Raw genomic sequence first — 13,526 nt, 5'->3', positions numbered from 1 at the left:
GGCGGACAGGTCCGGCAGCTCGCGAAGAGGGACGGGGCATGGGAAACGGTCTCGGCGACACCAAGCTCGACGGGTGGAACGACCCGGCGGAGCCGGAAGGAACCTTCCCCCCGAAGGTGATCCCCGTCGGCGACCTGTACGACTACCGGACCTGGGCGACCGAGACCCGGGGCTGGCGCAAGCTCATGGCCTCGGTCAACGGCGGCGCCGCGGTGTTCAGCGAGGAGGGCCTGAAGTACGCGGCCGGCCGCGTCAACGTGGGGTCGGTGGTCGAGGCCGCCCGGGCCTTCCAGGCGACGCAGGACCTGCTGATCTGGCTCGAACAGACCATCCGCACCGCCGTCGCCTCGATGGTCGGCGACGACAAGGCGTGGAAGGGTCCGGCGGCCAACGGGTTCCGGGACAAGATGAACTTCTACGCCGACCTGCTCGGCAAGCAGGCCGAGCACCTCGCCGGCGGCGCGGTTCCGGACTCCACCACGGCGGCCAACAGCATCAACTCCTCGACCAACGTCACGTCGCTGCCGTCGCAGCTCTACGACGCCGCCAACCACCTCTCCTGGGCCCAGCAGACGATCTCCTACCTGGACGGCGCCTGGGCGACGATCGCCTCCCAGAACGGCGTCGGCAGCGGCAGCGGTCCGGTGCCGATCAGCGGCACCGAGTACGAGAAGCCGATGGCCCAGCAGATGGCCGATGTCGTCCACACGGTCGCCGAGCAGTACAAGATGACCACCGACAAGGCGGGGACGTCCGGCATCACCATGCCGACGCCCAGCATCACCACGCCGACGATGCCGAACTTCACGACGCCGAACCTCACGACGCCGAACCTCACACCCCCGCCGACACTGACCCCGCCGGGGTTCACCCCGCCACCCGTCGGCGGCATCACCACGCCGGGGTTCACCACGCCGCCGAACATCACAGTGCCCACCATCACGCCCCCGAACCTGGCCGGCATCGGTGGTCCGGGCTCCGGCCAGGGGCCGGGCGGCGTCACCCCGCCGTCGTTCTCAGGCCCCGGCGAGATCGGCGGTCCCACCCCCGGCGGCGGCAGCGGGCTGCCCGGATTCGACGCGCCGGGCATCAACGGCCCGGGGGGCGTCGGCTTCCCGGGCGTCGGCGTACCGGGTGGGGGCGGCCTGCCTGGCGGGCTCGGTTCCGGTGTCGTACCGCCGGGCGTCAAGCCGCCCGGCTCGGCCAACCTCGGTGGCGGGGCGGGCGGCGCCGGCTCGGTCAAGCCGCCGTCGTTCTCCGGGCCGGGTGAGGTGGGCGGCCCGAAGCCCGGGGCGGGCACGGGCACGGGAACCGGCATCGGCAAGCCAGGCGGCGGGTTCACCGCGCCGAGCATCCCGGGATTCGGCCCGCCCGGCGGCGCCGGCCCCGGCGCGGGCGGCAGCCCCGGACTGCCGGAGAAGCCGGACGCGAACGGGCTGCTCGGCAACAGCGACGACTTCGCCCCCGGCGCCGTCGGCGGTGTGGACATCCCGGCCGCCCCCGGTGGCGCCGAGCCCGGTGGCGGTGGCTTCCAGTCGCCGATGATGCCGGGCATGCCCGGCGCGGGCGCGCCCGGTGCCGGTGCCGGTGGCGGCTCCGGTGTCCCCGAGGCGCCGGACGCCAAGGGCCTGGTGGAGGGCGACGAGGCGGACTGGCGGTCACCCGGGTTCGACGGTGTGCAGGTTCCCGGCGCACCGGCCGGCGCCTCGTCCGGCGGTGCCGGGCTGGGTGCCCCGATGCCGGCCGTGCCCGGCATGCCGGGGCCCGCGGGCGGAGCCAACAACCCCGCGGGGGCCGAGTCGCCCGACGCCCGGGGACTCGTCAGCGGCGACCCCAAGACCTGGGGACCGGTGGGCGTGGACGCGGGCGTGCCGGACGGGTCGGCCGGTGCGCCGGCCGGTGGCGACGGGCTCGGCGTCGACGGTCCGCAGATCCCCGCCGGCCCGCCCGTGGCCCCGGGCGTCGGCGTCGACTCGCCGGTCGCGGCGGCGCCGCCCGGAGCCGCCATGCCGATGATGCCCGGCGCGCCGGGCGCGCCGGGCGCCGGCGCGGGCACGCCCGGCGGGGGCGTGCCGGACGCACCCGACGCCTCCGGGCTGATCGAGGCGGACATCGACGACTGGCGCCCGTCGACCCCCGACGCCGCAGGACCGCAGGCGCCCGCGGGCGCAGGTGCGGGCGGCACCGGGCTGGTGGAGCCGCCTCCCTCCGCGCCGCTGATCGCCGGTGCGACGCCGCCGATCGCGGGTGTGGTGCCGCCGGTGGCCGGCCCGCCGGGCGGCAACGCACCCGCCGGGACCGCGCCCCGGACCGCGCCCGACGCGTCCGGCCTGATCCGGCCGGACGAGACCGACTGGACCCCGGCCGGACCGGGTGACTTCGCGCCGGAGGCGGGCGACGGCACGACGGCCGGTGGCGCAGGCCTTGACGGATCCGCGCCGGTCGCCGACGTGTCCGGCCCGCAGCCGGGGCCGGGGGGCGGCACGGCGGACCTCGACGGTTCCGTGCCGGTCACCGGTGTGCCGGGCGCGCAAGCGGGTCCGGACGGTCCGCCGGCCGGTCCGGATCCGGGTGTGCCGGAGGCCGCCGTCGAGGAACCGGCCGCGCCGGACGTTCCGGCAGCGCCCGTGTCCGGCACCGGCGGTACGTCGCCGGGTGCACCCGTACCCGAGGTGATCGCACCGCCGACGGCGGTGGAGGTGCCGACTGTGGTCGACCTGTCCCCGGCGGTCGGCGGTGTCGTGGCGGCTCCGGTGATCGTCGGCCACCCGGGCCAGCCAGGGCAGCCGAGCCTGCCCGCCCAGCCCGGCCCGGTGCCGAACCCATCCGCCCAGACGGCCACGCCGAACCCGGCCGGGCAGCCGAACCCGCCCGCGCAGTCGAACCCGTCGGTCTCGCCGGGAGGCGGCAGTCCGGAGGGGACGCACCGGAAGGCCGGCGTCGCCGCTGCCGTGGCCGACGGTGAGGTTGCCGTCGCCGTCCCCGGCGCACTCGGCCTGGCCGGCGCCGCCGCCGTGGCCGGACTCGCCGGTCCCGGCCCGCAGCCCTCCGGTCGCGCGACGCCCGGCGCGGACCCCGACGACCCGGCCCGCGTCGGTACGGTCCGGGGTCGCTCCGATCGCGACGACGACCGCGAGCCCGGCGCCGACCGGGAGCCCGCCGCCGGCCTGCGCGAGGACGACGCCGTCTGGGGCGGTGACCGCGCCCCGCCGGCCGCCGACGACCACGTTCCGCTGGTCCGGCCGGACGACGACCCGGACGACACGACCGACTGGGACGACCTCAGCGACGCGGACTGGCTGACCGGTACGTCAGCGGACGACGGCAGGGAAGGGTGACCATGTCGGAGACACCGCAGCCCCCGCGCGCCGTGTGGCGGCGGGTCACGCCCGCGAAGGCGCCCCGGCCGGCCGGCGGCACGTTCGACTTCTTCAGCGCCGACCTGGAGAAGATGCGCCGGTGCGGCGAGCCCGGCGTCAGCGACGCCGAGTTCACGACGTCGCTGGCCGAGGAGGAGAAGGCGGCGGCCGCCCGCGCCGAGGCGTTCTGGGCCGAGCAGGAGCGACGCCGCAGGGACGAGGAGGAGCGGGCGGAGAAGGAGAAGAAGCGCCAGGCCGAGGAGGACGACGACGTCAAGGTGGCCGAGCGCTACCGCAACGACCGCTACGCGGTGAAGCTGCTGCGCCAGGAGCGCACCGTCTGGGGCGGCGACGGCGCCGACGCGGGGACGATCGGATGAGTACGGTCACCGTCAAGCGCCCGCCCCGCGCGCCCGGCCCGGAGGCGCCGGAAGGCTCGATCGAGCTCCAGGAGCCGCCGCTGATGGCGGAGGAGGCCCCGCTCGACTTCCGCTCGTTCGCGATGGTCGTGCCGATGGGCCTCGGCATGGGCGCGATGCTTGCCATGTTCGGCCTCTACAACCGCACCCCCGTGATGTACGTGATGGGCGGCGCGATGGCCGGCGGCATGCTGCTCATGGGCGTCATGCAGATCGGCCGGGCGGCCGCCGAGCGCAAGCGCAAGATGCGCGGCGAGCGGCGCGACTTCCTCCGCTACATCGGGCAGTTGCGCAAGCAGGCCCGCGAGGCGGCCGACCAGCAGCGCCGCCACGTGCTGTGGAACAACCCGCAGCCGGGCTGGCTGTGGTCGATCGCGATGGGCAGCCGGCTGTGGGAGCGCCGGCCCAGCCACGACGACTTCGGCCGGGTCCGGATCGGTCTCGGCCGGCAGACCGCGATGCTGAAGTTCAACCCGCCGTCCACCAAGCCGATCGAGGACCTCGAACCGCTGTCGTCGATCTCGCTGCGGCGGTTCTCCGAGGCGTACCGGACGGTGTCCGGCATCCCCACCTCCGTCGGCCTGCCGAGCTTCACCAGCGTCGAGTTCGAGGGCGCGATCGACCCGGCGATCGACCTGGCCCGCGCCATGGTGGCGCAGCTCGCCACGTTCCACGCCCCGGACGAGCTGCGGATCGCGGTGCTCGCCGCCGAGGTGCACCGGGGCCCGTGGGAGTGGGTCAAGTGGCTGCCGCACAACGCGCACCCCACCGCGTACGACGCGGCGGGTCCGGTCCGGATGTTCGCCGGCAGCCACGACGCGCTGATGGACATGCTCGGCCCGGAGATCACCGACCGGGGCGACCACGACCGGGCCGTCAGGCCGACCACCAGCGAGCCGTTCCTGGTCATCGTCGCGCATCTGGTGGACCTGCCGGACAGCTCCCGCCTGCTCGGCGCGGGCATCCGCAACGTGGTGCTGCTCGACCTGACCGGCGCGATGCCCGGCGGCCCCAAGGTGCTGCGGCTGACAGTCACCGACGACGTCGTGGAGTTCCCGGCCGGCGCCACGACCGGCTCGGCCAAGCGGGACGGCCTGGACCAGACCCAGTGCGAGGCGCTCGCCCGCATCATCGCGCCGAAGCGGACCAGCGGCACGCTGGAGGTCTCCGACGAGCCGCTGGACACCAGCTTCGAACTGACCACGCTGCTCGGCATCCGCGACGCCATGACCTTCGACGTGCAGGCCCTGTGGCGTACCCGGACACCGCAACGCAACCGCCTCATGGTGCCGATCGGCGTCACCGAGGAGGGCGAGGTCATCGAGCTGGACCTGAAGGAGTCCGCGCAGGGCGGCATGGGGCCGCACGGCCTGCTCATCGGCGCCACCGGCTCGGGCAAGTCGGAGCTGCTGCGTACCCTCGTCTGCGGCCTGGCCGCGACGCACAGCTCGGAGATCCTCAACCTGGTGCTGGTCGACTTCAAGGGCGGCGCCACCTTCCTCGGCATGGACAAGCTGCCGCACACCTCGGCGGTGATCACCAACCTGGCCGACGAGCTGCCGCTGGTCGACCGGATGCAGGACGCGCTGAACGGCGAGATGACCCGGCGGCAGGAGATGCTGCGCGCGAGCGGTTACGCCTCGCTGTTCGACTACGAGAAGGCGCGCGGCAACGGCGCCCAGCTCGTGCCCTTCCCGGTGCTGCTGATCATCGTGGACGAGTTCAGCGAGCTGCTGTCCAGCAAGAGCGAGTTCATGGACCTGTTCGTGTCCATCGGCCGGCTCGGCCGGTCGCTCGGCGTGCACCTGCTGCTCGCCTCCCAGCGCCTGGACGAGGGGCGGATCAACCGGGTCGAGGGACACCTGTCGTACCGGCTGGCGCTGCGCACGTTCTCCTCGATGGAGTCGCGGTCGGTGATCGGCGTGGGCGCGGCGTACGAGCTGCCGCCCGAGCCCGGCAACGGCTACCTGAAGGTGGACACCACGAACCTGGTGCGCTTCAAGGCGGCGTACGTCTCCGGCGCGTACACCGGAAGTGGACGCCGCGGCGGCGTCGCGGACGCCGGGGACGAGCCCACCGCGGACGTGGTGCCGTTCACCACCCGGCAGGTCGCGGTGCGCCACGACCCCGGGCCGGAGCGCCCGGCCGAGCAGGTCGAGGAGCCCGCCGCCGACGCGAACGGGCCGAGCCTGGTCGAGGTGCTGCTGGACCGGCTCGCCGGCTCGGGCCCACCGGCCCGCCAGGTCTGGCTGCCGCCGCTGTCCAGCGCGCCCAGCCTGGACTCGCTCATGCCGAGTGTGCTGCCCGACCCGGTACGCGGCATGACCATCGACGACCCGGCCGTCCAGGGCGGCCTGCGGGTGCCGGTGGGCGTGGTGGACCGGCCCGCCGAGCAGCTGCGCGAGCTGCTGGTGGTCGACCTGAACGGCGCGGACGGCCACGTCGGCATCGCGGGTGCCCCGCAGAGCGGCAAGTCGACGCTGCTGCGCAGCCTGATCCTGGCGCTGTCGCTGGCGAACACGCCGCGCGAGGTGCAGTTCTACGGCCTGGACTTCGGCGGCGGTGGTCTCGCCTCGATCGCCGGCCTGCCGCACGTCGGCTCGATCGCGACCCGGATGGAACGCGACCGCGTCGTCCGGACGGTCGAGGAGGTCCTCCAGGTCATGGAGAGGCGCGAGGCCGAGTTCGCGCGGCACGGCCTCGACTCCATGACCAGCTACCTGGCCAAGGTCGCCGACGGGGTGATCGAGGACGGCTTCGGGCACGTCTTCCTGGTCATCGACGGCTGGTACACGATGAAGCAGGACTTCCAGGAACTGGAGCAGAAGTTCCAGGAACTCGCCTCGCGGGGCCTGTCCTTCGGCGTGCACGTGATCGTCACCGCGACCCGCTGGTCGGAGCTGCGTACCTGGATGCGGGACCTGCTCGGCACGAAGCTGGAGCTGCGGCTCGGCGACGCGATGGAGTCCGAGCACGGCTCCCGCAAGGCGGCCACCGTGCCCAACCAGGTCGGCCGCGGCCTCACCGCGGGAGCGCTGCACTTCCTGGCCGCGCTGCCCCGGATGGACGGCAGCTCCGAGGTGGGCGACCTGGCCGAGGCCACCAAGTCGGTGGTCGAGGAGATCGGCACGTTCTGGCCCGGCCCGGCCGCCCCGCCGGTACGGATGCTTCCGGCGCACCTGATGGTCGAGACGCTGCCGCCGCCCGAGTCCGACTTCAAGTTCGTCATCGGCCAGGACGAGCAGCGTCTCGCCCCGGTCTGGCACGACTTCATGACCACCCCGCACATGCTGGTCCTCGGTGACAGCGAGACCGGCAAGACCAACCTGCTGCGGCTCGTGCTGCGGTCCATCCAGCAGCACTACCCGCCGGAGCGGGCGAAGGTCGTGCTCGGCGACTCGCGCCGAGACCTGGACACCGCGATCGGCGCCGCGTACCAGGTGGGCTTCGCGTTCACCGGTGACAAGATGCACGAGCTGGCCGGCCAGGCGTCGGTCTCGATGAACCGGCGGATGCCCGGGGCGGACGTCTCGTCCGAGCGGATGCGCAAGCGCGACTGGTGGGAGGGGCCGGAGCTGTTCGTCATCGTCGACGACTACGACCTGATGACCAAGAGCACCGGGATGGGCTCGACGCTCGACCCGCTCCTGCCGCTGCTGGCCCAGGGCGCCTACATCGGCCTGCACGTGATCGTCGCGCGGAGCACCTCCGGCGCGATGCGGGCCATGATGGACCCGGTGATCCGGCGGATGTGGGAGCTGGGCACGCCCGCGACGCTCTTCTCCTACCCCAAGGAGGAGGGCAAGTTCCTCGGCGAGGCGAAGCCCCGTCAACTGCCGCCCGGGCGCGCCCAGCTCGTCACCCGGCGCGGCGTACGCCTGATGCAGACCGGTTTCGTGTCGGACACGGCCCGATGAGAGAGGCTCGCTGGTGACCGCAGCGCTGAACGACCAACTGTGCCGGATCACGGTGATCGGGCCGGCCCGCCGGGCCGACCTGGCCGTGCCGGCCCGGATGCCGGTGGCGAACCTGATGCCGCTGCTGGTGCGGCACACCACCGACGTGGCCCGGGTGCCCGACGGCGAGGTGCCCGACGAGTCGTGGGTGCTGCAACGCCTCGGCCAGCCGCCGTTCGAGCTGTCCGGCACGCCGGAGAGCCTGGACTGGCTGGAGGGTGAGGAACTGCACCTGCGCCTGGCACAGGACCCGCTGCCCGAACTCGACTTCGACGACCTGGCCGAGGGCGTCGCCACTGTGGTCAACCGGCGGGCCGACAGGTGGCAGCCGGAGTACCGCCGGGTGCTGTTCCTCGTCCTCTCCCTGGTGGCGATGGGCCTGATCGCCGCCGTACTCGTGGACCGGGGGCCGGTGCTGCCCCAGGTGATCGCCGGCGCGGTGCTCGCGGCCGGGCTGTTCACCGCGGCGATCGTCAGCGCCCGCCAGCAGACCGACGGCGCGTTCCCGCTGCTGTTCGGCGGCGGCGCGGCGTTCTTCGCGGCCGTCGCCGCGTCCAGCGCCGTCGACGGCGACCCGGACGGCGTGGCCTGGACCGCCGCCGCCGGGCTGGCCGCCGCCGTCGCGGTCGTCGCGGTGACCGCGTTCCTGCTGATCGCGCAGCGTACGGTCACGCCGGTCATGCCGTTTGCCCCGCTGCTGATCGTCGCGCTGACCGCCGCGATGGTGGTGCTCGTGCTGCTGGCCGGTGACGGCTTCGCGCTCACCGCGCCGCAGGTCTCCGCGGTGGCCGTGTCGGTGATCCTGGTGCTGATCGTGATCGCGCCCCGGGCGGCGGTGAAGCTGGCCCGGCTGCGCGGACCGCAGCTGCCCAAGACCGGCGCCGACATGTCGTACGACATCGAGCCGGAGGACTCCGACCTGGTCAAGTCGCGCGCGGACGAGGCGGACACCTACCTGACCGCCTGCATGACCGCGTCCGCCCTGGTCCTGCCGGTGCTGATGCACCACACGATGCGGGTGCCGGGCTGGTCCGGGTGGACACTCGTGCTCGTGACATCGAGTGCAATCCTGTTGCGCTCGCGTACCTTCTTCGGGTTCTGGCAGCGGGTCGCCCTGGTGGCGGCCGGTACCGTCGGCTACCTCATGGTGGCCCTGATGTTCTCCGACAAGCTCGCCCCGACCGGCCGGTACGTCCTGCTCGGCGGGCTCGTCGCCCTTCTGGTGCCGCTGGTGATGGCCGCGCTGCGGCCGTGGCCGCGGCGCATGCTGCCGTTCTGGGAGTACACCGCCGGCGGGCTGGACGTCGCGACCGGCCTGGTCGTGCTGCCGGTGCTCGCCCAGGTGCTGGGGCTCTACGCCTGGGCCCGCGGACTCTTCGGGTAGCCGGCGGTGCAGACCCAGCGCGACCACGTCCACGCCCACCAGTTCATGATGGGCCGGTTGAGTTCCGCCCTGGTGCAGGGCGACCCGTCCACGGCGGAGATTCCCGGGCAGCGCGCCGTCACCGGCCTGGCCTTCGGCGTGCTCATCAGCGTCCTGGTCGTGGCCGGGTTCGCCGTCTACGGCTGGATCGTCCCGGGCGGCAGCAAGGCGTACACCAAGAGCGGTGTGATCCTGGTGGAGAAGGAGAGCGGCAACCGGTACGTCTACCTCGACGGCGTGCTGCGCCCGACGCCGAACCTGACCTCGGCCATGCTGATCCAGGGCAGCGGCGCAACCGTGAAGCTGATCTCCAAGGAGTCGATCAAGGACGTTCCGCGCGGACCGTCGATCGGCATCGACGGCGCCCCGCAGTCGGTCGCCACCGGGTCGATGGTCGCCGGCCCGTGGCTGGCCTGCCTGCCCGGCTCGGTCGCCGACGAACCCGGCGACCGCCTCGGCCTCAACCTCGACCCGCGCGCCGAGGCCGTCCCGCTGCCGGCCGACCGCTTCGCCGTCGTCCGCGCCGCCGACGGACCCACCTACCTGGTGACCGCCGGCCGCAGGCACCGGGTGGCCGACCCGGCGGTGCTCGCCGCGCTCGGCGCCACCACCACCCGCAAGGTGCCCGCCCCGCAGGACTGGCTCGACTTCCTGCCCGACGGACCGGACCTGGCGCCGGCCACGATCCCCGGCGAGGGCCGCTCCGGACGGGTCGGCGACCGCTCGTACCCGATCGGCACGCTGTTCCGGCAGCGGCCCGACACCGGCGCGGAGCAACTGCTGGTGCTGCGCCGCGACGGCCTCGCGCCGCTGAGCCGTACCGAGTTCCTGCTGGCCACCGCCACCTCCGGGGAGGAGCCGGTGGAGCTGAGCGCCGCCGACCTCGCCGCGGCCCGGATGTCGGCCGACCGGTCGCTGCTCACCCGGCTGCCCGACCTGACCGGCCTCACCCCGCAGGAACCCGGCCCGTACGCGCTGTGCCTGCGCCAGAGCGCGGTGGACGGGACGCGGTTCGACAGCACCGCGGTGCTCGTCCCGCTGGCCCGCTCCGGCGTCCGCCCCGACGGCCGCACGACGGTGCTCCTGGCGCCCGGCAGCGGCATGGCGGTGCTCCCGGCGCCGGTCGGTCCCGGTGCGGCGCAACCCCTGCCCACGTACATCGCGGACGACGGAAAGGCGTACCCGATCGGCGACCAGGACGCGGTACGGGCGCTGAAGCTCGACCGGGTCGTGAACGTTCCCTTCCCGAGGGAGCTGCTCGCGCTGGTGCCCCAGGGCCCGGCGCTGGGCATGAGGGCCCTCGCGGCCGCAGAAGTGGGGTAGGTCGATCATGGCAACCCGGATCCGGGACCTGTTCGGCGGCGGCAAGGACCGTCCCGAGGGCGTCGTCCAGCACACCGTCGGCAACGCCCTCGTGGTGCACGCCGAGGACGCCATCAGTCCCGAGGCCCAGTCGCTGGCGCTGTCCGTGATCGAGGACGCGGAGAACGACGTCGTCGTGCTCGACCTCGGCGACGGCATGCCGATCAGCGCGTGGGAGGCGATGGCCGGGGTGCTGCCGCGCCGCCGCCGCGGCATCCGGCTCATCGCCTGCGGCCGGCACGGCAACTCCGCGGCGATGGCCGGTCAGTGGCTCTCCGAACGCCTCAACCGCACCGTCATCGCCCCGGACGGCGACCTGGTACGCGGCTCCGCCGGAACGCTGTTCGTCCACTCCGCACCGGGCAGCGGCTGGGTGCGGTTCCGGCCCGGCCGTCCGCCCGCCTGGGACGCCAAGCGCTACCCGACGCCGCGATGGGACCGGGCCGCGATCGACACCCGGCCGTCCAGCGCCACCGCCGAGATCGAGCCGATCCCGGCCGGGGTCTGGATCCACAGCAACCGCGACCCACAGGTGGTCGACCCGCAACGGCAGCGGCTCACCGCGTACGTGCCCTGCCAGGCGGAGACGATGACCGTGCTGCTGGGCTGCCCCGGCACGCCGCCGCTGTCGCTCGACGACGTGGTGCGCTTCTGGCGCGGACTCGACGAGGAGAACCGCCAGCGGGTGCGCTTCGTGCAGTTCGGCGAGGTCCGGATCCCCGAGGGCGAGGCGTTCGGCCAGGCGCTCGCCGACCTGCTGAACACCGACGTCACCTGCTACACCGGCGTGCCGATCGGCAGCCCGCACCGGTACGAGATCCGTACCGTGCTGCCGGACGGGGCGTTCGGCTGGGCGCCGTACGCGCTCGAACTGTCCTACACGCCCCGGGCGCACCCCAACTCGCGGGCCCGCCGCCCCACTGTGCTCAGCCACCGTCCGCCGCTGGCCGGCGCCGAGGAGGTCGCGCCCCGGGTCTACTGGTTCGCCCCCGGCGCGGTGGTCGAGGTGGTGCAGACCGGCCTCTGGGTACGCTCCACCGCCGAGCCGAAGAACGCCGAGCAGGTCCGGTCCGCGATGCTCGGCGCGGGCAGCGGCACGCTCGTCTTCGACGACACCGTCCACTCCACCGCCCACCGGATGCGGGAGCTGGCGCTCGACCTGGCCGCACGCGTCGACGGCATGGCCGGTACGAGCCGCGCGCTGATGCCCGCGTCGGTGCTGGTGCCCGGCGCGAAACCGGCCAGCCGGGCCGAGGTGGTCATCGACCTGGAGACCGAGATGCGGGCGGTGGGCGCGACCGTGCCGGTGCCCGCGTACGTGGAGGTCGCCCCGCCCGCGCCTGTCGCACCGCCCGCGGCGGACAGTGTGGTGGTCGCCGTTCCCGCGCCGGTCCCGCCCCTCCCCGCCGGCCGGGAGCAGCCGGCCGCACCGCCCGTGGTGCCGCTTCCGGTCGCGCCCGCACTGCCGCCGCCTCCGGTCGCGCCGCTCGCGTCCGAGTTGCCGGCTCCGCCCGTGGTGCCGCTCGTGTCCGCGCTCCCGGCTCCGCCCGCGGTGCCGCTCCCGGCAGCGCCTCCGGTCGTCTCCGAGCCGCCTGCGCCGTCGGTCGTGGCGGAGCTGCCGGAACCGCCCGCCGTGCCGCTCGTCTCCGAGCTGCCCGCACCGCCTGCGCCGCCGGTCGTGTCAGAGCTGCCGCCTCCACCTGCTGTGCCACTGCCGACGGCACCGCCGGTGGTGCCCGTGGTGGTGTCCGCACCCACGCCGCCGATCGCCGCCGGTGAGCCGGTCACGCCCGCCGCACCTGCCGGGCCTGGCGCCGCCGGCGGACCGGTGGTCGCCGCCGACTCCGGGAGCGGGCCCTCGGCGGCACCCGTCGAGGACGCCGGACAGGACACGTACCCCGCGCCGCCCACCATGCCGGCGGGCTTCGGCGAGCCGGCGCCGCCGACCATGCCCGCCGGTTTCGGCCAGGCGCTCGCGACGCCGCCGGTGGCGGCCGGGCCGGCGGCGCCGGTCGCGGCCCTGCCGTCGCTGCCTGCCGTCGCGGTCGACCTGCCGCCCGCTCCGCCCGCCGGAGCCGGTCCGTCGCACGTGGCCGCGCCCGCGCGGACCGCCGAGCCCGACGGACAGGCCGAGCCGTCGAACGCCGCCACGCCGTCGGAGAACGCCGAACCGTCGGAGGTGGCCGCCGAGGCGCGGGTGCAGCCGGTGCCCTCGGCCGGCGCGGGCGCGCTGCTGTCGGAGAAGAAGGGGCTCGCCGACGAGCGCGCATGGCTGCGCCGCACGCTCAGCCGCGAGTTCGACGTGATGGCCAGCTCGGTGTCCCGGATCATGTCCGAGCACCCGGGCATGCAGGGCTCGGGCGTGTCCACCGAGGACGTGCTCGCCGACTCGGTAGCGCTGCGGCTCTATCTGGCCGGTCGCGGACCGGGTGTCGACGCGGGTCTGCGCTCCGGCCGCAAGGGGCCGCACGTGCCGTTCGCGCGTTGCGTGGTGGCCGGTGTCTCCCGGATGCCGTCGTTCCGGGGCACCACCGTCTACCGGCTGTCGCCGACCGCCGGGGAGTGGGCGCTCTACCAGGACCGGCGGCTGGTGACCGACTGGAGCTTCGTCAACGCGCTGACCCAGCCGTGCGCGTCCGAGGACGGCGACACCGACGTGCTGATCTGGTCGATGACCGCCCGCCGGACCAGCCTGCTGGAGCCGGAGGGGGACGAGCACGTCGAGGACCGGGTGCTGTTCCTGCCCGGTACGAACTTCAAGGTGCTGGACCTGCGCCGGCCCGCCGAGGGTGAGCGCGGCGCGGTCCTGCTGCGGGAGATCGGCGCCAACGAGATCGACGACACCGGCCGGGTCGACTCCAACCGGGTGTCGCTCGACGAGCTGGCGATCACGTCGCTGCGGCGCAGCGTGGACCGCTGGGCCACGGCCGAGCCCCGGGTACGCATCGGCGCGGCGGCCCGCGGGCGCCTGCGGGTGCTGCCCGGGCTGGACCGGAAGGGATGACGC

6 protein-coding genes are annotated in these 13,526 nt (G+C 74.5%); all 6 read left to right on the top strand.

Annotation, left to right across the window (positions count from 1 at the left end):
- Window positions 1-38 precede the first annotated feature (38 nt).
- Genes FB454_RS02320 through FB454_RS02295 form a run of 6 tightly spaced genes read left to right on the top strand, consistent with a single transcriptional unit; the run spans window position 39 to window position 13,523 of the window.
- Entirely contained in the window at window positions 39-3,338 is a 3,300-nt protein-coding gene (locus tag FB454_RS02320; RefSeq protein WP_145822369.1) for a hypothetical protein, read from the top strand.
- A gap of 2 nt (window positions 3,339-3,340) precedes the next feature.
- A complete protein-coding gene (locus FB454_RS02315; RefSeq protein ID WP_013286984.1) occupies window positions 3,341-3,739 on the top strand; it encodes a hypothetical protein in 399 nt (132 codons plus the stop codon).
- Window positions 3,736-7,695 (top strand): type VII secretion protein EccCa, encoded by a 3,960-nt coding sequence (eccCa, locus tag FB454_RS02310; RefSeq protein WP_013476339.1) that lies wholly within the window; start codon window positions 3,736-3,738, stop codon window positions 7,693-7,695. The genes FB454_RS02315 and eccCa overlap by 4 nt, the downstream gene beginning before the upstream one ends.
- 13 nt (window positions 7,696-7,708) lie before the next feature.
- Complete coding sequence (gene eccD / locus FB454_RS02305; protein ID WP_145822368.1) at window positions 7,709-9,118, top strand: type VII secretion integral membrane protein EccD; 1,410 nt, start codon at window positions 7,709-7,711, stop codon at window positions 9,116-9,118.
- A gap of 6 nt (window positions 9,119-9,124) precedes the next feature.
- Window positions 9,125-10,480: a type VII secretion protein EccB gene (gene eccB / locus FB454_RS02300; protein WP_145822367.1), complete on the top strand. Its 1,356-nt coding sequence runs from the start codon at window positions 9,125-9,127 to the stop codon at window positions 10,478-10,480.
- A gap of 7 nt (window positions 10,481-10,487) precedes the next feature.
- On the top strand, window positions 10,488-13,523 hold the full coding sequence (locus FB454_RS02295) for a hypothetical protein (RefSeq protein WP_145822366.1): 3,036 nt from the start codon (window positions 10,488-10,490) through the stop codon (window positions 13,521-13,523).
- Window positions 13,524-13,526: the final 3 nt, after the last annotated feature.

This window comes from Micromonospora sp. CNZ297 (genome assembly GCF_007827625.1).
This window is presented reverse-complemented; position numbering and strand designations above follow the sequence as displayed.

What these genes read in the sequence shown, in the direction of transcription:
- eccCa (WP_013476339.1), top strand. Translation starts at nt 3,736, where the DNA reads ATGAGTACGGTCACCGTCAAGCGCCCGCCCCGCGCGCCCGGCCCGGAG.
- FB454_RS02315 (WP_013286984.1), top strand. Translation starts at nt 3,341, where the DNA reads ATGTCGGAGACACCGCAGCCCCCGCGCGCCGTGTGGCGGCGGGTCACG.
- FB454_RS02320 (WP_145822369.1), top strand. Translation starts at nt 39, where the DNA reads ATGGGAAACGGTCTCGGCGACACCAAGCTCGACGGGTGGAACGACCCG.
- FB454_RS02295 (WP_145822366.1), top strand. Translation starts at nt 10,488, where the DNA reads ATGGCAACCCGGATCCGGGACCTGTTCGGCGGCGGCAAGGACCGTCCC.